This window comes from Mesorhizobium sp. M1334 (assembly GCF_040317995.1).
Taxonomy (GTDB): Bacteria; Pseudomonadota; Alphaproteobacteria; order Rhizobiales; family Rhizobiaceae; genus Mesorhizobium.
Genome location: NZ_JAMYLM010000042.1, coordinates 1 through 23,568, shown reverse-complemented (window position 1 = coordinate 23,568; position 23,568 = coordinate 1). Strand labels below are relative to the sequence as shown.

23 protein-coding genes and 1 tRNA gene are annotated in these 23,568 nt (G+C 61.1%); 17 read left to right on the top strand and 7 right to left on the bottom strand.

Annotated features, from left to right (window positions below; genetic code table 11):
- Positions 1-182: hypothetical protein (locus NKH17_RS32065; protein WP_352973407.1), on the bottom strand; the 182-nt coding region annotated here is incomplete at its 3' end.
- Positions 183-413: 231 nt separating this feature from the next.
- Between NKH17_RS32065 and NKH17_RS32060 the strand changes: the two genes are divergently transcribed.
- A complete protein-coding gene (locus NKH17_RS32060) occupies positions 414-1,043 on the top strand; it encodes an invasion associated locus B family protein (protein WP_352478856.1) in 630 nt (209 codons plus the stop codon).
- Positions 1,044-1,164: 121 nt separating this feature from the next.
- Here NKH17_RS32060 and hspQ read toward each other — a convergent pair whose 3' ends face one another.
- Together hspQ and NKH17_RS32050 are read right to left on the bottom strand one after the other, a co-directional pair.
- Positions 1,165-1,488 (bottom strand): heat shock protein HspQ, encoded by a 324-nt coding sequence (gene hspQ / locus NKH17_RS32055; protein ID WP_023675043.1) that lies wholly within the window; start codon positions 1,486-1,488, stop codon positions 1,165-1,167.
- A 222-nt stretch (positions 1,489-1,710) separates the two neighbouring features.
- The gene (locus NKH17_RS32050) at positions 1,711-2,919 is read right to left on the bottom strand and encodes a UbiH/UbiF family hydroxylase (RefSeq protein WP_352478855.1); all 1,209 of its coding nucleotides are present in this window, start codon (positions 2,917-2,919) and stop codon (positions 1,711-1,713) included.
- A 61-nt stretch (positions 2,920-2,980) separates the two neighbouring features.
- On the opposite strand from NKH17_RS32050, the gene NKH17_RS32045 reads away from it, so the two are divergent.
- The 8 genes from NKH17_RS32045 (at position 2,981) to NKH17_RS32010 (ending at position 11,298) form a co-directional block, all read left to right on the top strand.
- Entirely contained in the window at positions 2,981-3,919 is a 939-nt protein-coding gene (locus tag NKH17_RS32045) for a DUF2182 domain-containing protein (RefSeq protein WP_352478854.1), read from the top strand.
- Between the two features lie 13 nt (positions 3,920-3,932).
- Positions 3,933-4,547, top strand: coding sequence for a DUF1326 domain-containing protein (locus NKH17_RS32040; RefSeq protein ID WP_352478853.1), 615 nt, complete (start codon positions 3,933-3,935; stop codon positions 4,545-4,547).
- Positions 4,544-5,359, top strand: coding sequence for a phosphatidylcholine synthase (gene pcsA, locus NKH17_RS32035; RefSeq protein ID WP_254817227.1), 816 nt, complete (start codon positions 4,544-4,546; stop codon positions 5,357-5,359). Before NKH17_RS32040 ends, pcsA begins: the two co-directional genes overlap by 4 nt.
- Before the next feature lie 18 nt (positions 5,360-5,377).
- Positions 5,378-6,355, top strand: coding sequence for a quinone oxidoreductase family protein (locus NKH17_RS32030; RefSeq protein ID WP_352478852.1), 978 nt, complete (start codon positions 5,378-5,380; stop codon positions 6,353-6,355).
- Positions 6,356-6,507: 152 nt separating this feature from the next.
- Positions 6,508-8,100, top strand: coding sequence for an ABC transporter ATP-binding protein (locus tag NKH17_RS32025; RefSeq protein WP_502901862.1), 1,593 nt, complete (start codon positions 6,508-6,510; stop codon positions 8,098-8,100).
- Positions 8,097-9,209, top strand: a complete 1,113-nt coding sequence (locus NKH17_RS32020) for an ABC transporter permease (protein WP_352478850.1) — start codon at positions 8,097-8,099, stop codon at positions 9,207-9,209. Before NKH17_RS32025 ends, NKH17_RS32020 begins: the two co-directional genes overlap by 4 nt.
- Positions 9,209-10,183, top strand: a complete 975-nt coding sequence (locus tag NKH17_RS32015) for an ABC transporter permease (protein ID WP_352478849.1) — start codon at positions 9,209-9,211, stop codon at positions 10,181-10,183. The genes NKH17_RS32020 and NKH17_RS32015 overlap by 1 nt, the downstream gene beginning before the upstream one ends.
- 47 nt (positions 10,184-10,230) lie before the next feature.
- Positions 10,231-11,298, top strand: coding sequence for a BMP family ABC transporter substrate-binding protein (locus NKH17_RS32010; RefSeq protein WP_254817222.1), 1,068 nt, complete (start codon positions 10,231-10,233; stop codon positions 11,296-11,298).
- A gap of 66 nt (positions 11,299-11,364) precedes the next feature.
- Here the strand turns inward: NKH17_RS32010 and rimO are convergent, their stop codons facing one another.
- The 4 genes from rimO to NKH17_RS31990 form a co-directional block, all read right to left on the bottom strand.
- Positions 11,365-12,678: a 30S ribosomal protein S12 methylthiotransferase RimO gene (gene rimO / locus NKH17_RS32005; RefSeq protein ID WP_254817221.1), complete on the bottom strand. Its 1,314-nt coding sequence runs from the start codon at positions 12,676-12,678 to the stop codon at positions 11,365-11,367.
- Between the two features lie 149 nt (positions 12,679-12,827).
- Positions 12,828-13,487: a TerC family protein gene (locus tag NKH17_RS32000; RefSeq protein WP_254817220.1), complete on the bottom strand. Its 660-nt coding sequence runs from the start codon at positions 13,485-13,487 to the stop codon at positions 12,828-12,830.
- A 171-nt stretch (positions 13,488-13,658) separates the two neighbouring features.
- Complete coding sequence (locus tag NKH17_RS31995; protein ID WP_352898869.1) at positions 13,659-14,066, bottom strand: DUF930 domain-containing protein; 408 nt, start codon at positions 14,064-14,066, stop codon at positions 13,659-13,661.
- A 96-nt stretch (positions 14,067-14,162) separates the two neighbouring features.
- Positions 14,163-14,252, bottom strand: a tRNA-Ser gene (locus NKH17_RS31990).
- 445 nt (positions 14,253-14,697) lie between these two features.
- Here NKH17_RS31990 and NKH17_RS31985 point away from each other — a divergent pair.
- From NKH17_RS31985 to NKH17_RS31950, 8 genes are all read left to right on the top strand, one after another.
- The gene (locus tag NKH17_RS31985; protein ID WP_352478847.1) at positions 14,698-15,444 is read left to right on the top strand and encodes a hypothetical protein; all 747 of its coding nucleotides are present in this window, start codon (positions 14,698-14,700) and stop codon (positions 15,442-15,444) included.
- A gap of 271 nt (positions 15,445-15,715) precedes the next feature.
- Positions 15,716-16,939 carry a septal ring lytic transglycosylase RlpA family protein gene (locus NKH17_RS31980; protein ID WP_352806775.1) on the top strand — a complete coding sequence of 408 codons (1,224 nt, stop codon included), beginning with the start codon at positions 15,716-15,718 and terminating at the stop codon, positions 16,937-16,939.
- Positions 16,940-17,039: 100 nt separating this feature from the next.
- Positions 17,040-18,200, top strand: coding sequence for a D-alanyl-D-alanine carboxypeptidase family protein (locus tag NKH17_RS31975; protein ID WP_352478845.1), 1,161 nt, complete (start codon positions 17,040-17,042; stop codon positions 18,198-18,200).
- Positions 18,201-18,264: 64 nt separating this feature from the next.
- Entirely contained in the window at positions 18,265-18,939 is a 675-nt protein-coding gene (tmk, locus tag NKH17_RS31970; RefSeq protein WP_352478844.1) for a dTMP kinase, read from the top strand.
- Positions 18,936-19,991, top strand: coding sequence for a DNA polymerase III subunit delta' (locus tag NKH17_RS31965; RefSeq protein WP_352478843.1), 1,056 nt, complete (start codon positions 18,936-18,938; stop codon positions 19,989-19,991). Before tmk ends, NKH17_RS31965 begins: the two co-directional genes overlap by 4 nt.
- Before the next feature lie 121 nt (positions 19,992-20,112).
- The gene (metG, locus tag NKH17_RS31960) at positions 20,113-21,699 is read left to right on the top strand and encodes a methionine--tRNA ligase (RefSeq protein ID WP_352478913.1); all 1,587 of its coding nucleotides are present in this window, start codon (positions 20,113-20,115) and stop codon (positions 21,697-21,699) included.
- On the top strand, positions 21,699-22,493 hold the full coding sequence (locus NKH17_RS31955) for a TatD family hydrolase (RefSeq protein WP_352703965.1): 795 nt from the start codon (positions 21,699-21,701) through the stop codon (positions 22,491-22,493). Before metG ends, NKH17_RS31955 begins: the two co-directional genes overlap by 1 nt.
- Before the next feature lie 3 nt (positions 22,494-22,496).
- On the top strand, positions 22,497-23,315 hold the full coding sequence (locus tag NKH17_RS31950; RefSeq protein ID WP_352478841.1) for an MBL fold metallo-hydrolase: 819 nt from the start codon (positions 22,497-22,499) through the stop codon (positions 23,313-23,315).
- Positions 23,316-23,568: the final 253 nt, after the last annotated feature.

The following is a 23,568-nucleotide window of genomic DNA, read 5'->3' as shown; positions in this document are numbered from 1 at the left end:
CAATAGGTAATGCTGCCGCCTTTCGGCGCGTCGGGATTGACGTAGTTGAAATGATCATAGTCGGCCGGCAGCGCCGGCTCGCCCTGCATGGCAAGCGCGTGCTTCGGTTCCGACAGGGCCGGCTGCAGGGAAAGGCCGACAAACAAGATTGTGGCGATCAGCCAAACGACAACGCGGCCCATGACCGTCTCCTTCCCGATTCGATGCGCAGCATACATGAGCCGGTCGTGCACCGGCCAATCCCTCAACCCAGTCCCTCGGCCAAGATTCGCGTGGCCCGGGCTGGATTCGGCGTCGCTTGCAGTGTAACACGCCGTCCGAAGTCATTCTGTTGCCTCATTTCGGCAACAGGTAGCTGGACCACACGGCATGAAAAAAGCCGGTCCCGGGATCATTTGAGAGGAATGCACGACATGACGAGCCTGAACAGCAACGCGTACCGCCTGTCGGTCATGGCCGCTGGCGTGGTCGGCATTCTGGGCGCCGGGATTCCCGCTGCTGTCGCGCAGCAGCAACAGCAGATTCCGCAAGGCTGGTTCAAGGCCTGCACCAAGCAGGAAGATGTCGACATTTGCAATGTCCAGAACATCACCACCGCCGGCAATGGTCAGCTCATCACCGGCGTCAGCCTGATCGAATTGAAGGGCAAGGTGAACCGCAAGGTGTTCCAGGTGACGGTTCCGACCGGCCGTTTGGTTCCTCCCGGCATCGGCCTCCAGATCGACGCCGGCAAGGCGCAGAAGCTCGAGTACGTGATCTGTTTCCCGGATCGCTGCGTGGCGGAAGTGCCGCTGACCGATCAGCTCGTCGCGTCCTTCAAGAAAGGTTCGAACCTGACGCTGACCTCGGTCAATTTCCAGAACCAGCCGAACCCGATCAAGATCGCGCTGACCGGCTTCAGCGGCGCCTTCGACGGCCCGCCGCTGCAGCAGTCGGACATCGAGGACCGACAGAAGAAGCTCCAGGAGTTCGTCGCCAAGAACAATCAGGATTTTGCCAAGAAGCTCAAGGAAGAACAGGAAAAGGCGAAGGCCGCCAACTGATCGACGGGTTTTCGAACAAAACAAAAAGCGGGGTTCATGCCCCGCTTTTTTATTGAATCGGCTGATTATCGGGTCCAGACTTGTCTCAAGCCTGTCCGAGCCCAGCCAGATCCCGACTAAGTCAATGTCTCAATTGGTGCTTCGGCTCGTAGCGCCCGTCGGGCTTCTTGTCGAACATTTCACCAATCTGCGGATGCCGGACCGGTTCGCCCGACCGGTCCTCGAGTAAATTCTGCTCGGACACATAGGCGATGTATTCCGTCTCCGAATTCTCGGCGAGCAGATGATAGAAGGGCTGGTCCTTGCGCGGCCGCACGTCAGCGGGGATCGCCTCGTACCATTCGTCGGTATTGGCGAATTGCGGATCGACGTCGAAAATGACGCCGCGGAACGGAAACAGCCGGTGGCGAACCACCTGTCCGATCGAGAATTTGGCTGTTTTCATCGCACTCACCACTTGAACTTCTTGAACGCCACGCATCCTGGAACACGCAAGGAAACGCTCCAGGATTTTAGATTCTTACACACCGGTCAGGCAAAGATCGGCCCAGGCCTTACGGTCGACATCGTCATTATTTGGCGCAGACGCCGCGTCAATTCAATCCCGATCAGCTTGATGCCGGGTTGAGCATCCCAAGATGCGGATCAAGGGCGGTGGCCAAGATCGCTATCGCTCAGCCGGTTTTCGCAATCCGCCAAAAAAAGTCGCAAAACCGCTGCCGGGTCGAAGACCCTCGCGCATGAAAAACGCCCGCAACGGCGCAAACCCCTCAAGCGCGCCAAGACCAGCGCTGCGCATCAGCTGGGCCGGCAGCATGTCGGAAAGCAACGACATGTTCAGTAGGTTGACCGCGCTGCTGCGCGCCAGAATGTCCGGCCGCCGCTTGAAATCATAGGCTGCAAGCGCCTGGGCGGCGCCCGGGTCCGAGCGGTTTCTGCTTGCGGTACCAATCAGGTCGTCAATGTCCCGGATGCCGAGATTAAGCCCTTGCGCGCCGATTGGGGGAAACACGTGGGCGGCTTCACCGACAAGTGCCACGCGGCGATGCGCAAACCGCCACGGGCTCACCGCTGAAAGTGGGTAGACCTGCCGGCCGGGCTCAACCGACACGCGGCCCAGCATCGATTGCATCCGCTGTTCGACCCGCGTCGAAAGCTCGGCCTCGTCGAGTGCTGCAAGATCCTTGGCGATTTCGGGTTCGAGCACCCAGACAAGGCTGGACCGGTTGCCGGGCAGGGGAACCTGTGTGAACGGACCGGTCTCGGTGTGGATTTCGGTCGAGGTGAATGCGTGGTCGCTGCGGTGACCGAAATTGAGCACCAGCGCCGCCTGCGGAAAGGATCGGACCGAGGTCCGGATGCCGGCTGCCTCGCGGGCCGGCGATTGACGGCCATCGGCGGCAACTGCCAACGATGCCTCGATCTCGCTACCGTCGGCGAGAACGGCATGGGCATGGTCGGCATCGAGGCGCCATGCCTCCACCATCGACTTTCGCCATTCGATGCCCGAATGCGCGACAGCCTCGGCTAGCGTGCGGTTGAGAACGCTGTTGGGCAAGTTCAGCCCGAATTGTTCTTCGTTGATCTCGCTGGCGCGAAAGGTCACTGTCGGGCTGCGGATCAGCCGGTTGGTTGCGTCAACGATACGCATCACCTTGAGCGGCGCTGCGTGCGGCCTGATTCCGTCGAAGATCCCTAGCCGTTCGAACATCTCTAGGGCAGGGTTCATCAAGGCTGTCGTCCGGCCGTCGGGGCCGGCTGCGTCGGGTCCGACGAGCGTCACGGGAAAGCCCGCCTTGGCAAAGCCAAGCGCCGCGATCAGCCCCGCAGGGCCGCTGCCGGCGACCAGTATCCGTGCTGTTTCCCGATGGTTCAAATTCGGCTTCCGGATTGCGAGGTGAGGCCTATCCGACCTGCTGGTCCATATAGGTCAGGTGATGCCGCTTGATCAACGCGGCGATTCGGCCCATTCGGTTGCCATGACCGGCCAACAAGACTATTTCAGCCACCTCGACGGTACCGGCCGCGCGATGGCGAGCGTTGCGCGCAACCCTCGACTGACCGTGAGCGTTGTTGCCGGCATGGGCATCGCCCTTGCCTGGCTCCTTCTCGGCGTAATGGCAGTTCGGGGGGCGGCAAGCCGGCTCCCGGGCGCCGATGTACCGGGCGACGCCGTGCTGGAATACCTGCCGCTACTGCCGTTGCCGGATTTCCTTGCGCGTTTCTTCGCCCTCTGCCTTGCGCCGGCGCCGCTTCGCGCAAGCCTAGGCGCGCAAGGCGGGGCACTCACCGCGATGTGGCTGTTGATGGTCATCGCGACCATGCTGCCCTCCGCGGCGCCGATGATCCGCACCTATTGCGAGATCGCGGATACCGCCCGGATCAAGAGGGAGCCGGCCGTCCATCCGCTGATCCTGGTCGCTGGATATTTGAGCGTCTGGCTTGTCGCCTCGGCAATGTTCGCTGCCCTGACGCTCGCAATCCATGCATTCGCCTCATCCGGGCAGATGCTCGATCCGCTGGTTGGAATTGCCGGGGCAGCCGCGCTGTCGATCGCTGGTCTCTATCAGTTCAGCCGGCTGAAGGAAGTCTGTCTGGACAAGTGCAGAAATCCGTTCTCGGTCCTGTTCGCCAACTGGAGCGCCAGGCCCATTCGTATTTTGCGGCTCGGCATGAAGCAGGGCCTGTGGTGCCTTGGATGCTGCTGGGCTCTAATGCTGGTAATGTTTGCCGTCGGTGTGATGAACGTGTTCTGGATGGCGATGATCGGCTTGTTCAGCCTGGTCGAAAAACGGACGGCAGGCAATCTGCCGACGCGGCTGGCCGGTGCGATACTGCTTGTCTGGGCAGCAGCGCTACTAGTAGTCTCGACATGAGGGGGACAATTCGATGACAGACCAAAACTGGGCAATGAAGGGAGAACTCGTCCTCTCCTGCAATTGCACGGTTTTTTGCCCTTGCGTTCTGTCGCTCGGCAACCATCCGCCTACGGAAGGCTATTGCCAAACCTGGGCGGGGTTCCGCATTGATGCCGGCCATTTCGGCGACGTCGACCTGTCCGGTCTCAATCTTGGGCTGATCATGGAAATCCCCGGCTATATGAGCCGCGGCAACTGGACGGCCGGCCTTTTCATCGACAAGCGCGCCTCGGTTTACGCTGTGAAGGGACTGACGAAGATATTCACCGGCAAGGCGGGTGGAACCACATCGCTGCTCTCCATCCTGGTCGGACAGTTCCTCGGCGTCGAGCAGGTGCCGATCACCTACGAGACGCGTGAGAAAACACGCATCTTCCAGATACCGAAGATCATCGATGGTGCGGTGACGCCGATCACCGGCAAGGATCGCGACAAGGATACAGTCATCAGCAATTCGGAATACTGGATTGCGCCGGAAATCATCGTCGCCAAATCCGACAAGAGCAAAATGCGGGCCTTTGGCCGCAACTGGAACTTTGCTGGCCGCTCGGCCGAAATCTGCAAGCTGGATTGGCGGGGCCCGTGAGCAAGAAGACGACGGCCAGGAAAATCGCCGACCGGATTCCGCGGCCGAAGAAGAAAGTCACCTGGCCGCAGGCGCGGGCGTTCTCGGTCCATCTCTTGACCGCGTCGGGCTCATTCCTGGCGTTTCTGTCGCTAGTGGCAGCAAGCGAGCAGCGCTGGACGGCGATGTTCTGGTGGCTGGGGCTGGCGCTTTTCGTCGACGGCATCGACGGGCCGATCGCCAGGAAGCTCGACGTCAAGGAAATCCTGCCGACATGGTCGGGCGAACTGCTCGACAACATCATCGACTACGTGACCTACGTGTTGATTCCGGCCTTCGCGCTCTATCAGCGCGGCTTCATGGGCGAGCGCCTGTCGTTCCTGTCTGCGGCGATAATCGTGGTGTCGAGCGCGATCTACTATGCCGATACCGGCATGAAGACGAAGGAGAATTTCTTCAAAGGCTTTCCGGTCGTCTGGAACATGGTGGTGTTCACGCTGTTCGTCATCGAACCAGGACAATGGGTTTCCTTCGCCGTGGTCGTGGTGGCCGGCATTCTCACCTTCGTGCCGATCAATTTCATCCATCCGGTGCGGGTGAAGCGGCTGCGGCGCGTTAATCTCGGCATGACGCTGCTTTGGTGCGCTTTCGGCGCGCTGGCGCTGGCGCAGGCCGCACTTGCCTCCTTCTACGACCAGATCGGCGTGCTGGGCGAGCAGGTCAGCGACTTCATCAAGATCGGGATCACGGTCACCGGGCTTTACCTCGCCTGCATCGGCGCTATCATGCAGTTCTTTCCAAATCTCGGCGCCAAGCCGGACAAGAAAGCCTGATCCCAAGAGAGTCTGAAAATGTCCAAAGCGATCCGCATCCATGCCCATGGCGGTCCGGAGGTCCTGACCTATGAGGATGCCGATCCCGGGCAGCCAGGCTCGGGACAGATCCTGGTCAAGCACAGCGCGATCGGTCTCAATTTCATCGACGTCTATTATCGCTCGGGCCTCTATCCGCCGCAGGGCGGATTTCCGCTGATCCCCGGCGGCGAGGCGGCCGGCGTGGTCTTGAAGGTCGGCTCGGATGTCGACTGGCTCAAACCCGGCGATCGCGTCGCCTATGCCGTGACCACCGGCGCCTATGCCGAGCAGCGCGTGATCGCTGCCGACCGCGTGGTGAAGGTGCCGGACGGCATCAGCGACGAACAGGCCGCGGCGATGATGCTAAAGGGCATGACGGCCGAATATCTGTTGCGCCGTACATTCAAGGTGAAAGCCGGCGACACGATCCTGTTTCATGCGGCGGCCGGCGGTGTCGGCCTGATCCTCGGCCAATGGGCCAAGCATCTCGGCGCGACGGTGATCGGCACCGCGAGCTCGACCGACAAGATCGAACTCGCCAAGGCGCATGGCTTCGACCACGTGATCAACTATCGCGAACAGGATTTCGTTGCCGGCGTCGCGGCTATCACCAGTGGCAAGAAATGCGACGTCGTCTATGATTCGGTCGGCAACGACACGTTTCCAGCCTCGCTCGATTGCCTGCGGCCGCTCGGCACGTTCGTCAGCTTCGGTCAATCGTCTGGGCCGATCCCGCCCTTCAGCATCTCGTTGCTGGCGCAGAAGGGCTCGCTGTTCGCAACGCGGCCGACGCTGTTCGTCTACAATGCCAGGCGCGAAGACCTCGAGGCTTCCGCCGCCGCATTGTTCGACGTGGTGCTCAGCGGCGCCGTCAAGATCAAGATTAACCAGCGTTACGCGCTCAGCGAGGCCGGCAAGGCGCATTCCGATCTCGAAGGGCGCAGGACCACCGGGACAACGATACTTATCCCTTGAGCGCCCGCAGTTTCGGCCCGCCGACGCCGCCGTTCTTGCGAACTGCTCTTTACCGCTTGAGTTTCCGCTGAAATTCTTGAAGCTCTTTCAAGTCGTGAGGCGCTTACCGTAGAGAGCAGGGCGCGCATACGATGCTTGCGGGAACACAGAACATGTCTGGCAAACCAGATGGAGGCACCGTGAGTGCAGATCAGGACGGCGCAAACCTGCTTGAGGTTCGCGGCCTCACAAAGATATTCGGCACGCTGACAGCCTGCGACCATGTCGATCTCAACATCGCCAAGGGCGAGATCCATGCATTGCTTGGCGAGAACGGCGCCGGCAAGTCGACGCTGGTGAAAATGCTTTTTGGATCGCTGGAACCGAATTCTGGCGAGATTTTCTGGAATGGCCAGGCGGTCAGGATCACCAGCCCAGGCACCGCAAAAAAGCTCGGCATCGGCATGGTTTTCCAGCATTTTTCCCTGTTCGAAGCGCTGACGGCGGCGGAGAACATCGCGCTGTCGCTGGATGACGGCTCGCCGATCAGCACGATCGCGGCCAAGGCGAGGGCGCTCTCCTACAGTTACGGCCTGCCTCTCGATCCGCTATCGCTGGTCGGTGATCTGTCGGTCGGCGAGCGCCAGCGTATCGAAATCATCCGCTGCCTTCTCCAGACGCCGCAACTAATCATCCTCGACGAGCCAACTTCGGTGCTGACGCCGCAGGAGGCCGATAAGTTGTTCGAGACGCTCGAACGGCTGCGTTCGGAAGGAAAGTCCATCCTCTACATTTCGCACCGGCTGGAAGAAGTCAAACGCATCTGCGACCGCGCCACCGTGCTGCGTCACGGCAAGGTGGTCGGCCATTGCAATCCGCGCCAGGAAACCGCGTCTTCGTTGGCGCGGATGATGGTCGGCAACGAGGTCCAGGCCGTGGTGCGGGCGCCGGCCGAGGGTATCGAGACCGCGCCGGTGCTGCTTCAAATCCGCGAACTCACCCGCAAGCCGGCGACCCCGTTCTCGATCCCGCTCAGGAACATCAATCTTGAAGTCCGGGCCGGCGAGGTGATCGGCATTGCCGGTGTGGCCGGCAACGGCCAGGGTGAATTCTTCGAATCCGTTTCCGGCGAGGTGCTGCAGGAGGATACCGGCTCGGTCCGCATCCGCGGCAAGGATGCCGGCGGCCTCGCCATCACCGGCAGGCGCCTGATGGGCGCTGCCTTCGTTCCGGAAGAGCGGCTCGGCCACGGCGCAGCACCGCGCATGAGGCTTTCGGAAAACCTGCTTCTGTCGCGCCACGCCACCGACGGCAAGATGTTTGTCGGCGCCGGTGGAATGGTCAAGAGCGATGCGATCTATACCGCTGCCCAGCGCATCATACAGGCAATGGACGTGCGCAAGAGCGCGCCGGATCCGGAGGCTGCGGCCCTTTCGGGCGGCAATCTGCAGAAATTCATCGTCGGCCGCGAACTCGATCGCCGGCCAAGCGTCTTGGTGGTCAATCAGCCGACCTGGGGGGTCGACGCGGGTGCGGCGGCCCACATCCGCCAGGCGCTGATCGAACTGGCGCGCAGCGGCTCGGCGGTGCTGGTGATCAGCCAGGACCTCGACGAGCTGTTCGAGATTTCCGATGCGATCACGGTCATGCACAATGGCGAACTGTCGAAGCCGCTGCCGATAGCTGAAGCGACATTCGAGAAAATCGGGCTGCTGATGGGCGGCGCCGAACCCGGTCATGCCGAACATACGCTGGAGACGGCTTGATGCGCCTCGAACTTGTAAAACGCCCGCAGCGCTCGATGCTGTTTTCGGCACTCTCGCCTTTCATCGCTTTCGTTTTGACGATCATAGCCGGTGCCATCATGTTCGCGCTGCTCGGCGTCAACCCGTTGACTGCGTTCCGCATCTACTTCATCGAACCGATCAGCCAGGTCTGGCAGTTGCATGAGCTGGCGATCAAGGCTGCCCCCCTGATCCTGATCGCGGTCGGACTGTCGGTCTGCTACAAAGCCAACATCTGGAACATCGGCGCCGAAGGCCAGTTCATCCTGGGCGGCATTGTCGGCTCGATCTTCCCTGTGCTGTTTCCGCAGTTCGAAGGCCCATTGGTGCTGCCGCTGATGCTTCTTTTCGGCATGGTCGGTGGGGCTGCCTATGCTGCAATCCCGGCACTGCTGAAGACGCGCTTCAACACCAACGAGATCCTGACCAGCCTGATGCTGGTCTATGTCGCCCAGCTCTTCCTCGATTGGCTCGTACGCGGGCCGTGGCGCGATCCGCAGGGCCACGGTTTCCCGCAAACCATCCAGTTCAACGACTCGGCCATACTGCCGGAACTCCTCCCGGAATCCGGCCGGGCAAACTGGGGATTTGTCTTCGCGTTGGTCGCGGCGATACTGATCTGGATCCTGATGAGCCGTATGCTGAAAGGCTTCGAGGTCCGCGTGCTCGGCTCAAGCCCGAGGGCAGGGCGCTTCGCCGGGTTTGGCCTTAACCGTATGGTCTTCTTTGCCTTCCTGCTGTCGGGCGCACTGGCCGGACTTGCCGGGATTTCGGAGGTCTCGGGAGCCATCGGACAATTGCAGCCGGTGATTTCGCCCGGCTACGGATTTACCGCTATCATCGTGGCATTCCTCGGCCGGCTCAATCCGCTCGGCATCGTCGCCGCAGGCCTTGTGCTGGCGCTGACTTATCTGGGCGGCGAGGCAGTGCAAAGCGCGCTCGGCATCTCCGACAAGGTGGCGCGCGTGTTCCAGGGCATGCTTTTGTTCTTCGTGCTCGGCTGCGACACGCTCATCCATTACCGCATTCGCCTGATCGGCTTTTCCGCGCCGAAGCTCGAGGCAGCGCCGAAGCTGGAGGGAGCCCGCTGATGGACGTCACTGTCAACATCCTCTTGACGATCGCGACGGCGGCGACGCCGCTGCTGATCGCGGCGATCGGCGAACTGGTGGTCGAACGTTCGGGTGTGCTCAATCTCGGCGTCGAAGGAATGATGATCATGGGTGCCGTCGGTGGTTTCGGCGCCGGCTATCTCACCGGCTCGCCTTGGATAGGGCTGTTGGCGGCAATCACCATGGGGGCAGTGTTCTCGCTTCTGTTCGCCGTCATGACGCTGTCGCTGGCCACCAATCAGGTGGCAACCGGCCTGTCGCTGACACTGCTCGGCCTCGGGCTTTCCGGCATGATGGGGACGAATTTTGTCGGCCAGCCTGGCGAGAGGCTGCCAAACCTCGACATTCCCGGCCTGACCGCAATCCCGGTCGTCGGCAGGCTGCTGTTCGGCCAGGATCCAATCTTCTACATCTCGATCGCGCTTACCGCTGCCGTGATGTGGTTCCTGTTCAAGACCCGCACCGGGCTCACGCTGCGCTCGATCGGCGACAGCCACGCATCCGCCCATGCGCTTGGTATCCATGTCATCCGCTACCGTTATCTCTCAGTGATTTTCGGCGGCGCTTGTGCCGGCCTCGCCGGCGGCCACCTATCGCTGGTCTACACGCCGCAATGGGTGGAGAACATGACCGCCGGCCGCGGCTGGATCGCGCTGGCTCTGGTCGTCTTCGCTTCCTGGCGGCCGTGGCGGGTGCTGGCCGGCGCCTATATTTTCGGCGCGATCTGGGTTGGCCAGCTTCACGTCCAAGCTATAAATCTGCAGGACTTCGTCGACGCGCCCTGGTTGCTCTACAAGTTAATTGCGTTCTTAAAATCGTTTCCCTCGCAACTGCTTTCTTCGCTGCCCTATCTGGCAACTGTCGTGGTTCTCGTTCTAATCTCGCGCAACAAACGTTTGACGATGATGAACACGCCGGCCTCCTTGGGCCAGCCATTCGTTCCGGATCGTTGACAACAAAAAGACGGAAGCTCCAAGGCTTAACTCAGAGAGGTAACAAAATGAAAAAACTGCTTATTGCCCTGCTGGCGACGACGGCCGCATTGACCCTGGCGGTCTCAGCCGAGGCGGCGGACAAGCTGAAGGCATGCTGGGTCTATACCGGCCCGATCGGCGATTTCGGCTACTCCTACCAGCACGACCAGGGCCGCCTCGAGGTGGAAAAGGCACTCGGCGACAAGGTCGAGACCGCCTATCTCGAAAACGTCTCCGAAGGCCCCGATGCCGACCGCGCCTTCGAGCGCCTGGCGCGCGAGGGATGCAAGATCATTTTCGGCACATCCTTCGGCTTCATGGACCCGGAAGTGAAGATCGCAAAAAAATTCCCCAAGGTGATGTTCGAGCACGCCACTGGCTACAAGACCGCCAAAAATCTCGGCATCTACAATGCGCGTTTCTATGAAGGCCGCTACGTACTTGGCCAGATCGCGGCCAAGCAATCGAAGTCGGGTGTCGCCGGCTACATCGTTTCCTTCCCGATCCCGGAAGTTGTGATGGGTATTAATTCCTTCATGCTAGGCGCACAGTCGATCAATCCGAACTTCAAAGCCAAAATCGTCTGGGTGAACTCCTGGTTCGATCCGGGCAAAGAAGCTGACGCCGCCAAGGCATTGTTCGACCAAGGTGCCGACATCATCGTCCAGCACACCGACTCGACCGCTGCGTTGCAGGTGGCGGAGGAGCGCAAGCTGCACGGCTTCGGCCAGTCCTCCGATATGATCAAGTTCGCACCGCACGCGCAGCTGACCGCACTGACCGACGAATGGGGCCCGTACTACATCAGCCGGGTCCAAGCGGCACTCGACGGCACCTGGAAGCCCGACAATGTATGGCTCGGCATCAAGGACGGCGCCGTCAAGCTGGCGCCGTTCACCAACATGCCCGACGACGTCAAGGCGATGGCCGAAGCCACCACCAAGAAGATCGCCGACGGCTGGAACCCCTTTACCGGGCCGATCGCCAAGCAGGACGGCACACCTTGGCTGAAGGAGGGCGAGGTCGCCGACGACGCCACGTTGCTCGGCATGAATTTCTACGTGAAAGGCGTCGACGACAAGCTGCCGCAGTAGGCAACCGGGAAGCACACCGAACGAAAGAGCGCCGCGAGGCGCCCTTTCATTTCGGACTGAGTGATCTCAGACCGCCGAGCCGTAGAGGTCGTAAGCGTCGGCGCGATCGATCTTGACCGTGACGATGTCGCCCGCGCGCAAGGGCCGCCGCGACTGGATATGGACCGAGCCGTCGATTTCGGGCGCGTCGTATTTGGTCCGGCCCTTGGCCGAATTGCCATGCGCCTCGTCGATCAGGACCGGCAGTCGCTTGCCAATTTTCCTGGTGAGCTGCGTTGCCGAAATCTTCTGCTGGCGCTGCATGAAGCGGTGCCAGCGGGCTTCCTTGATCTCCTGCGGCACCTGCTCGAGGCCGAGCTCGTTGGAGCGGGCGCCTCTGACCGGCTCGTATTTGAAACAGCCGGCGCGGTCGATCTTCGCCTCGTCCAGCCAGTCGAGCAGCATCTCGAAATCGTCGTCCGTCTCGCCGGGGAAACCGACGATGAAGGTGGAGCGGATGGCAAGGTCCGGGCAGACGTCGCGCCAGCTGCGAATGCGCTCGAGCGTCTTTTCGCCATGAGCGGGCCGGCGCATGTTCTTCAGCACCTGCGGCGAGGCATGCTGGAACGGAATGTCGAGATAGGGAAGAATCTTGCCTTCGGCCATCAGGGGGATGACGTCTGCGACATGCGGGTAGGGATAGACATAGTGCATGCGCACCCAGACACCGAGCTTGCCCAGTTCTTCCGATAGATCGAGGAACTTCGCCCGCACTTCGCGGTCGCCGAACATGCTGGTCCGATATTTGATGTCGATGCCGTAGGCGCTGGTATCCTGCGAGATGACGAGGATCTCCTTGACCCCGGCCTTGGCCAGCTTCTCGGCTTCGCGCAACACGTCGGCGGCCGGCCGCGATACGAGGTCGCCACGCAGCGCCGGGATGATGCAGAAGGTGCAGCGGTTATTGCAGCCTTCCGAAATCTTGAGATACGCATAGTGGCGCGGCGTAAGCTTGACCCCTTGCGGCGGCAAAAGGTCGATGTAGGGATCGTGGCTCGGCGGTGCTGCCTCATGCACAGCCGCCATAACGCTTTCATAGGCTTGTGGACCAGTGATGGCGAGGACGTTGGGGTGTCTTTCACGAATGACGTCCGGCTCGGCGCCGAGGCACCCGGTAACGATAACCCTGCCGTTCTCTGAAAGTGCCGAGCCGATGGCATTGAGCGATTCATCGCGAGCCGAATCGAGGAAGCCACAGGTGTTGACGACGACCAGGTCGGCGCCGTCGTGCTTGCGGGCGATCTCGTAGCCTTCAGCGCGCAGGCGGGTGATAATGCGCTCCGAATCCACAAGGGCTTTCGGGCATCCAAGGCTGACGAAACTGACGCGAGGGGCGGACATCAAGCTTTTCCGGATTCAGGATTGGCGGCGCAGTACCACAGTTGTTGCCGCATTGGTATGGGCAGCGGCTGCGGCGAAACGCAACCGCCGGCATCGCCGAAGGCTCGCCGAAATCGAAGTCGCGGCCGATGCGAATTCGAGTCGATGCGTCAGCTCACCGCACTGCTGACATGCGGCAAGACTTCCACCGCGCCTCGATAGATCATATCGAGTGCGACATAGAAGATGATCAAAAGGCCGATATAGGCGATCCAGCGATGGCGGTGCAGCAGCTTGGCGATGAAGCTCGCGGCAAGGCCCATCAGCGCGATCGACAGGACGAGGCCGATCACCAGCACCTGGAAGTGATCGCGCGCTGCGCCGGCGACCGCCAGCACGTTGTCGAGCGACATCGACACGTCGGCGATGACGATCTGCAATGCCGCCTGACCCAAGGTCTTCTTACGCGCCTTGCCGGCCACCATATCATCGCTGTTGATATCGGAATTGGACAGCGCTTCCGTCGCCTCCACCTCGTCGGCATGCGACGTGCGCAGCTCGCGATACATCTTCCAGCACACCCACAGCAGCAAGATGCCGCCGGCCAGCAGCAGGCCGACAATCTGCAGCAGGGTGACGGTGATCGCGGCAAAACCGATGCGCAGCACCGTTGCCGCCACCACGCCGATGAGAATCGCTCTCTTGCGCTGCTCGACCGGCAAGCCCGCTGCGGCCAGGCCGATGACGATGGCGTTATCGCCTGCAAGCACGAGATCGATGGCGATGACCTGGAGCAGGGCAGAGAAGCCCGCGGCAGTGAAAATTTCCATCGACTGGAAGTCCCTTGCTGGTTGGCCGACCGTTTGCGTCGAATGCCTGGAGGGCCTAACGTGTATGGTTCCCGCACGTCAAGGGACTGGTTAGAACAAGGTCGGCAATATACAGAGTTTGCGACTATCGGCCCGAAACACCTGCAAAATGCGGCCACAGGTCGCGAATGCCTAGTTATAGAGATTGTATTTGGGCCAGTCGCTTTCCGGAATTTCATCACCGATCCGGTAGCGGAGCTGCAGGACTTCCATATGGTCCGGCGCTGTCTCGCGTTTGAATTTCAGCCGGTACCATTGTCCCTTGCTGCGAAACGCAGCACCCGGGCTCCTGATCGCATCGGCGCCCATTTCGGGCGTCGCAAAAGCGTAGGCGACGACACGATCGGCTTTGTATTTGTGGTCGTCGCGGGTAATCCGGTCGAGAATTTCGGCGTCGCATCGCTGCTCCAGCCGGGTTTGCGGATCGAGTTTCAGCAGGCCGGCGCGCAATGCGCTGTCCATTGCGCTGGCCGGCCAAGGCAGCGCCATCCATGCGAGGACCGCAAAAAATAACCTATTCATGGGCGGGAGAAGCACCATCTTTCGTCGCAAAAATCAATCCGATCGGGGGCTCGCTCATGTCCCGGTCATCTCGATGCAAGCCCGGGAGATTGCGTTCGGGACAAAGAGCGTCACTGGCGGAGGGAGTGGGATTCGAACCCACGGTGGGCTTGCACCCACGCCGGTTTTCAAGACCGGTGCCTTAAACCGCTCGGCCATCCCTCCAGGGTGATTTTTCAATCACTTAGGATATCGCGAGAGGAGCGGGTTCGAGCTGTCGGTACCGGATTGGCACCAGGACGTTCCCCGATCGGTTCGCGCTCCATTCCTGTAAAGCTGCATTCGACGCCAAGTCAACCGTGGCGGCCGCACCTTTCGGCGCGATCCAGGACGGTGAGCAGCGTCATGGCGAGCTGTTTGTGCCGAGTGTGGAAAATCGTTTTTAAAACCCGCACGGACTATTAATCGTTGCGCGCTGATATGTTGGGCGCATTAGGCACATGTAAGTAAAATCGTCTTCTGGAGTTGAATTTTGGCCGTACTTGGCGCTCTCCCGCCCGGTCTTCGCTGTAGACCAATTCGCGAAACCGACTGGGAGGGAGTGGTTGATTGTCTGTGCAGGGGCTTTCCGGCGCGTAACCGAAGTTACTGGATCCGGGCTCTGACCCGTTTGTCGAAGCGGCCTGCGGTTGCCGAGTTCCCACAATATGGCTTTGCTTTGGAGCATGCCGATCGGATCGTCGGCGTTGTGCTCACCCTTTATGCGCGCTACCAGGGGTCGGAGAGCGAGGAAATCCGCTGCAATCTTTCGAGCTGGTCAGTCGACGCAGAATTCCGTTCCTATGGCGCCATGTTGGTTGCGGCGGTTCTCAAGCGGAAGGACGTGACCTACACGAACATTTCGCCGGCGCAAGCGACATTGAAAGCCAACCGGGCGCTCGGCTTTCGGCTCTTCTCCAGCGGACAATTTACCTTCTTGCCGGCTTTAAGTTCGGCGCCGCGGTCATGTCGCGTGGTCGAAGTGCGTCCCGATCTTCCGGAACTGGCGATGCTGTCCGAGAGTGAGAGATACATACTCTCGGAACACGCCGCGCTGGGGTGCCTGTCGTTGATCTGCATCTGCGATGGAGCAGCGTTCCCCCTGGTGTTGATGCCGCGCCGAATGTTGCACGGTCTTATCCGGTGCCATCAGGTCATCTATTGCCGCTCGCTCGCGGATTTGAGCCGCTGCGCCGGTGCCATGGGGCGCTTTCTCTTGCGAAGCGGAATCCTGGTTTGCTTTGTCGACGCCAAGGAGCCGATTCCAGGTTTGGTGGGATGGTACCGCCCCAACAAGGGGCTGAAATACTTCAAGGGTCCCAGACCACCCGCACCTGGAGATCTGACGTTCACCGAGCTCGTGATCTTCGGTCCCTGAGTCTGCGCTCGCAGACACGCCAGGCGAGGTTCAAAGCCCGCCACGAACGGCGTTTTGCTGATCTAAGCGATGACTTCATCCCGACCGGCGAGACGGTCCGCGCCACAATCTCGCCCGGTTCCGACCACAATCGGTTAATACGGTGATAAACAATTCCTGCGCACAAAAGCATTGGGGTAGGGCGTTGCCGGCGTTTCTGGAGTGGGTGCTTTGGCATCGCTGACGTTTATGCTGCGGTGCCTTCGTCGATGCTATAGGGGACAATCAAAATATGCAGACCACGGCGCGCCCGCGTCTTCGTCGCGCTTTCGCTTTCGCGCTGTTTGCCTTGTCGGCAGCGTTTCTTGCGGCATGTGCCGCGCCGCAGCAGAAGGCGATGGTCAACAAGAAACCTCGCTCCAAGGAATATTTTTCCGAAGCCGAATATGGCGTGAAAGCCAGCCCGCGCGTGATGTTCAAGACGTCTCGGGGGCGCAACCAGCTCGGCAAGCCCTATCAGGTGCGCGGCAAGTGGTATTATCCGAGGGAAGACAAACGTTACGCCAAGGTTGGCCTAGCGTCCTGGTATGGTGAGGCGTTCCACGGCCGGTTGACCGCCAATGGCGAAGTCTACGACATGGCAGATCTGACGGCGGCGCATCCGACTATGCCGCTCCCGAGCTATGCGCGGGTCACAAACATGAAGACCGGCAGCTCGGTGATCGTGCGCGTCAACGATCGCGGACCCTATCATGATGGACGCATCATCGATGTGTCGAAGCGCGCTGCTGAAATGCTCGATTATGCCAATATCGGTACGGCCGAGGTGAAGGTCGAATATGTCGGCCGTGCGCCGCTCGAAGGCAATGACGGGCAGTATCTTATGGCTTCGTATCGTCCAGGCAACAGGGCGCCGGATCCGTCGGACGGTCTGCCCAGCGGTGTCATGGTCGCCATGAATGGGCCGTCGCCAAGCCTGGCGGTGAGCGCTGCAGCCGTGCCGTTCCCCGGTCAGCTGACGAATACCGGGCAGGGATCCGATGCAGGGCCTGTCATAGCGGTGCAAGCGTCTGCTTCGGGAGACATTGTACTGCCCGATTTCGGCCCGATCGTGCCGGAGCGTCCGGAGATCAACCTGCCGGCGCAATCTCCATTCACCATGGCGTCGCTGTCTTACGCCGACGAGCGCGTGCAGCGCGCCTCCAACGCGTTTGCCGAGCTGGACGACACCGGCATGTCGCCCGCCGAGCTTCTTCAATCGTGGAAGCGGCAAGCTCCTCCAACCCGGTCGCCCACGGACTATGTCGCGGCGGGTTCGTTCGAGGATGCCGCCGAGGCCGAGCGTGTGGCTGCCCAGCTTTCCAGCTTCGGCAAGACCGAAATCCAGCGCTCGGAACTTGAAGGCAAGGACTGGTACTCGGTCAACCTCTATGCCGACGGCCGTGGCAGCCTGGACGAGATGCTGCAGGCATCGTGGTCGCATGGTGCGCCCGATGCGCTTGCTGTACGCGACTGAGCTCGGGGTTGCCTGGTTTTTCGTGCGCGATTGATCCGCCAGGCAAAAGCCTGATAGGTTCTGCCAACGTGCAAGAGCGCCGGCTCACTGGTCGAATCTGATGAAATTTTTTCGCCCTTTCACTGGGCTTATAGCGCTCGGCCTGCTGCTGCTCTCGCTTGCGCCGGCCTCGGCACAGCTTTTCGAGACCAAGGCCGCGCAGGCCTTCATGATCGATGCCGAAACCGGAACCGTGCTGTTTTCCAAGGACGCCGACAGGTTGATCCCGCCGGCCTCGTTGGCCAAGCTGATGACGATGGAAGTGGTCTTCAACGCCATCAAATCGGGGCGCATGACGCTCGACGATACCTTCGTGGTGAGCGAAAACGCCTGGCGCAAGGGCGGCGCTCCTTCGGGGACATCGACTATGTTCGCGAAACTCAAGTCGACGATCCGGCTTGAAGACCTGATCCAGGGCGTGACCGTGCAGGCGGCCAATGACGGCTGCATCGTCATCGCTGAAGGAATCGCGGGGTCCGAGGCAAACTTCGCGGCGCAGATGACCGAGCGTGCCCGCCAGATCGGCTTGCAGAAATCGACCTTCGTCAACTCCACCGGTCTGCCGGCAGATGGGCAGCAAACGAGCGTTCGCGAACTCGCGCTTCTGGCGCTGCATATCTGGCGCAACTACCCGGATCTCTATCGCTATTACGGCCAGAAGGATTTTACCTGGAACAAGATTTCCCAGAGAAACCGCAATCCGCTGCTGGCCATGGATATAGGCGCAGACGGGCTCGCGGTCGGCGCCAGCGAGCAATCCGGGTTCGGCATTGTCGGCTCGGCCAGCCACAACGGCACAAGGGTGATCGCGGCGATGAGCGGCCTGGCAAACGACCGCGAGCGTGCTGAGGAAGCGCGAAAGCTGCTCGACTGGGGCGTTCGCTCCTTCGAGAAGACTGAAGTATTCGCCAAGGACGAAGTGGTTGGCGAAGCCCAGGTCTTTGGCGGCGCCAAGTCCGGAGTCGCGTTAAAGGCAAAAGGACCGGTGCAGATCTTCCTGCCGATCACCAACCGCGACAAGCTCACCGCCAAGATCGTCTATGACGGACCGGTTGCCGCGCCGGTGGAGGAGGGGCAGCCGGTCGGTACGCTGCGCGTCTGGATCGGCGATACTCTGAGCCAGGAGACGCCGCTGTTTGCCGCCGAGTCGATCGGTGTCGGTTCGCTGCCGCAGCGCGCGCTCGACGCCGCCAAGGAACTGGCCGTCGGCTGGCTGCGTTAGCACCGTCGCGGTGGACCTTTTTTCCCGCCGGGACTATACGGTCCCCGAAGTATGGACAAAGGCTTTGGCGCGCGGATTTTTCATCACTTTTGAAGGCGGCGAAGGAGCAGGCAAGTCGACGCAGATCGAGCGGCTGGCAAAGAAGATGCGCGCCAAGAAATACGATGTGCTGGTAACGCGTGAGCCGGGTGGCTCGCCGGGCGCGGAGGCGGTCAGGCATGTCCTGCTTTCAGGCGCAGCCGAGCCGTTCGGCCCCAAGATGGAAGCGTTGCTTTTCGCCGCTGCGCGATCCGACCATGTCGAACAGGTCATCCGGCCGGCGGTCGAGCGCGGTTCGGTCGTGCTTTGCGATCGTTTCATGGATTCTTCCCGCGTCTACCAGGGCGTCACCGGCGGCCTGGACCCGGCATTCATGGACGCATTGGAGAAGGTCGCCATCAACGGCATGGTGCCGGACATGACGCTGATCTTCGATATCGATCCCGCCGAGGGCCTGAGGCGCGCTACCGCCCGGCGGGGGAGCAGTGACGGACCGGACCGCTTCGAGAAGGAAACATTAGCCATCCACCAACGCCGGCGCGAGGCGTTTCTCGCGATCGCCGCAGCTGAACCCGAACGCTGCGTCGTCGTCGATGCGTCAGCCGACCTCGACACCGTGGAGGATGTCGTTACCGCCATCGTCTTCGCGGCTCTTGAGAGGATGATGCCGGCGCAAAGAAGGCAGGCGGCGCCGGCATGATTTTCGAACGCATCGCGCCCGAACAGCACGACACGCTGGACGGGGTGCCCGAGCCATCCGAGACGCCGCGTCTTGTCGGTCACCCGCAGACGGCCAACATGCTCGCCACCGCTTACCGCTCGGGAAAACTGCCGCACGCACTGATCTTTGCCGGACCGGTGGGCATAGGCAAGGCGACGCTGGCCTTTCATCTGGCGCATCATCTGTTGAAGCACCCGGCCTTCGAGCAGGCGCCGGAAAGCCTTGCCGTTCCAGATCCGGCTTCGTCGCTGTTTCGCCAGATCGCCACCGGGGCACATCCTTCGGTGCTGCATCTTACACGCCCCGCGAATGACAAGACCAAGAGCTTCAAGACAGTGGTCACGGTCGACGAAATCCGCAAGGTCAGCCGTTTTCTGTCGCTGACGTCGCACGACGGCAGCTACCGGGTGGTTATCGTCGATCCCGCCGACGACATGAACACCAATGCTGCCAATGCCTTGCTGAAGAATCTTGAAGAGCCACCGGCGCGGACCTTGTTCATCCTCATCGTCCATGCGCCGGGCAGTTTGCTGCCGACGATCCGGTCGCGCTGCCAGATGGTGCGATTGGCCCCGCTCGATGCCAAGAGCTTGATGGCGGTTCTGGAGGGCATCGAGCCGCCGCCACCGGAGGATCCTGCGGCGCGCGCGGCGCTGGCGGAGCGGGCAGGGGGCAGCGCGCGCAACGCGATCCTGTTGACGCAGTATGGCGGGCTTGAAATCGCCGCCACCCTCGATGCCCTGGTGATGTCCAAAAAGATGGATGTCGCAGGCGCCTACCGTCTTGCCGAGGCGGTCGCCGGCCGCGACCAGGCAATCCCGTTCGAGATATTCAATCGCCGCGCGCTCGACCTGCTGTCGGCCGGCGCCAGCCAGGCCGCGCTCGCCGGCGATCTCGCGCGGGCCAAAACGCTGTCGGATACTTGGCACGAGGCTTTGAACGCTATATCTGAAACGGAGACCTACAATCTCGACAAAAAGCAGCACGCCCTGACCATGATCGACCGCCTGAATTCTGCAATGCGAATGTGACGGCCGCTGGCGTGGCTTTGGAAGCCCCTGAGCATTGATCCCAATCAATCGCAGGAACTTCGAAGCCACCACATTGGCGTCGGATGGCAATTGCCGTTTCGATGCGATATCTCACCGCGACATCTTTCATTCAGACATTCATGACGGCTCATCCATGTCACGCGAAAAATACTACGTCACGACGCCGATCTTCTATCCGAACGGAAAGCCGCATATCGGCCATGCCTACAATGTGATCGCCAGCGACACGCTTGCCCGCTTCCAGCGGCTCGACGGCAAGGACGTCTTCTTCGTCTCGGGGACCGACGAGCACGGCTTGAAGATGCAGCAGACGGCGGACGCCGAAGGCCTGACGCCGAAGGCGCTTGCTGATCGCAATTCGGCGATCTTCCGTTCGATGCTCGAAGCGACCGGCTGCTCGAACGACGTTTTTATCCGAACTACCGAGGAGCGGCACTACAAGGCTTGCCAGGCGATCTGGACACGCATGGCTGAGAATGGCGACATTTACCTCGACCGCTACAGCGGCTGGTATTCGGTTCGGCAGGAAGCCTATTTCGATGAGGCCGAAACCAAGGTCGGCGACGACGGCGTGCGCCGCGAACCGCTCGGCTCGCCTGTCGAATGGACCGAAGAAGAAAGCTACTTCTTTCGGCTTTCCGCCTATCAGGACAGGCTGCTCGCACTATACGAGAACAGCCCCGAATTCGTCGGGCCGGCGGAGCGGCGCAATGAAATCGTCAGCTTCGTCAAATCCGGCCTCAGGGATCTGTCCATCTCGCGCACCACGTTTAACTGGGGCGTGCCGGTCCCGGGCGACGACAAGCATGTGATGTATGTCTGGGTCGATGCACTGACCAACTACATCACCGCTGCCGGTTATCCGGATCCGGCCAGCGAGAGATGGTCTTTCTGGCCTGCAAACGTTCATGTCATCGGCAAGGATATCGTGCGCTTTCACGCGGTCTACTGGCCGGCTTTCCTGATGTCGGCTGGCATCGAATTGCCGAAGCGCGTGTTCGCGCATGGTTTTTTGTTCAACCGCGGCGAGAAAATGTCGAAGTCGGTCGGCAACGTCATCGACCCGTTCGCCATGATCGAGCACTACGGTCTCGACCAGGTGCGCTATTTCTTCCTGCGAGAAGTGCCGTTCGGTCAGGACGGTAGCTACAGCCATGATGCGATCGTCAACCGCACCAATGCCGACCTTGCCAACGATCTCGGCAATCTGGCGCAGCGCTCGCTGTCGATGATCGCCAAGAACTGCGGCGGCGTGGTGCCGAAGCGTGGCGAATTGAGCGACGCCGACAAGGCGATCCTCGATCAGGCAGATGCCGCCCTTGTCACGGCGCGCAGGACGATGGCCGACCAGGGCATCCATTTGGCGCTGGCGGCGATCTTTGGCGTGGTGGCCGAAGCCAACCGCTATTTCGCCGGGCAGGAGCCATGGGCGCTGAAGAAGACCGATCCGGCACGCATGGAAACGGTGCTGTGGACGACGGCTGAGGTGATCCGGCGTGTCGGATTGCTGTGCCAGCCCTTCATTCCAGGCTCGGCGGCAAAGCTGCTCGATCTTTTGGCGGTGCCGGCGGACAGCCGCGACTTCGCGCATGTCGCCGAAGCTCATGCGCTGGTGTCCGGTACGGCACTGCCGGCGCCGGAACCAGTATTTCCACGCTATGTCGAGCAAACGGATACAAGCGCCTGATGCTGGTCGACAGTCACTGCCATCTCGACTTTCCGGATTTCGCCGAAGAGCGGGCGACCATCGTCGCCCGCGCCCTCGCGGCCGGCGTCGGCCGTATGGTGACGATCTCGACGAGGGTGAAGCGATTTAGCCAAGTGCTTGAGATTGCAGAGACTTTCGATGAGGTCTATTGCTCGGTGGGCACCCATCCGCACAATGCGGCGGAAGAGCTTGACGTCACTGTCGATGATCTGGTGCGGCTCTCTGCTCATCGCAAAGTGGTGGCGATCGGCGAGGCGGGGCTCGACTATTTCTACGATCATGCGCCGCGCGACGCACAGGCTCAGGGCTTTCGCACCCACATCGCCGCGGCGCGCGTGACCGGTCTGCCGCTGGTCATCCATTCGCGCGACGCCGACGACGACATGGCTGACATCCTCGAAGAAGAAACAGGGAAGGGCGCCTTCCCCTTCATCCTGCACTGTTTTTCGTCTGGGCGCAGGCTAGCCGAGATCGGTGTCGCGCTCGGCGGCTACGTTTCGTTTTCCGGTATCCTGACCTTCAAGAACTCCGCCGAGCTGCGCGCCGTCGCCGCCGATGTGCCGCGCGACCGTCTGCTGGTCGAGACCGACGCGCCATACCTTGCGCCGATCCCGTTTCGCGGCAAGCGCAATGAGCCCGCCTATGTCGCGCATACAGCCAAGGTGCTGGCCGAGACGATCGGCTTCAGCGAGGCCGAGATCGCTGATATCACCACGGATAATTTCTTCCGGCTGTTCAGGAAAATGCCGCGCCCGAGCGCGCCGGGCGCCTGACGCATGAGCGACCGGTTACGTCTTACCGTCCTCGGCTGCGGCTCATCGCCGGGCACGCCACGCATCACCGGCGACTGGGGCAGTTGCGATCCCGCGAACCCCCGAAACCGGCGCACGCGCACCGCAGCGCTCGTCGAGCGGATCGCGGCGAATGGCGTCCGGACCACGGTCGTCATCGACACCGGCCCGGATTTCCGCGAGCAGATGCTGCTGGCATCGGTCAGGCGCATCGATGCGGTGGTCTATACACATCCGCATGCCGACCATATCCACGGCATCGACGATTTGCGCGGCTTCGTACTGGAGCAGCGCCACCGGATCGACATCCATGCCGATCAGGCCACCATGCTGCGCTTACGCGAGGCGTTCCGCTACTGTTTCGAAACACCGAAAGGCAGTTCGTATCCGCCGATCGTGAACGCCCATATCATCGACCACGACAGGCCGGTGGTGATCGAGGGCGAGGGCGGCGCCCTCACCCTCGAACCGCTGGTGCAGCTTCATGGCGACATCACCTCGCTGGGTTTCCGCATCGGCGGGCTGGCTTATTGCCCTGATGTCAGCGACTTTCCGGACGCGACCGCCGAGCGCTTGCGCGGGTTGGACGTGCTGGTCATCGACGCGCTGCAATACACCGTCCATCCGAGCCATCTGTCGCTTGGCCAGGCGCTTGGCTGGATCGAAAGGCTGGCGCCGAAGAACGCGGTGCTGACGCATATGCATGTGCCACTCGACTACGCCACGGTAATGGCCGAGACGCCGGCCAACGTCGAGCCTGCTTATGATGGCATGACGATCGAAATCCCTTACGAATCAGCGTGAAGGACCAAGTTTTTACGGCTGGGTTTCTGAGTGGGATCTCGCAAGGTGCGTGAAACCAATTTCTCGGCCCAGCGGCTCGCTGGTGCTACTTCCACGCCACATCCTTATCTGCCATTTCAGTTCCATAATCTATCTTATGCGACCAGGGGCTATTGGCGCAAAGTTAAAATGTCTTGATTCTGCAAAGTAGGAATGTCGCCCTGCTCGCTGTCGAGCGAGGGAGACGGCAGAATGGGATTGATCCTCATGAGCG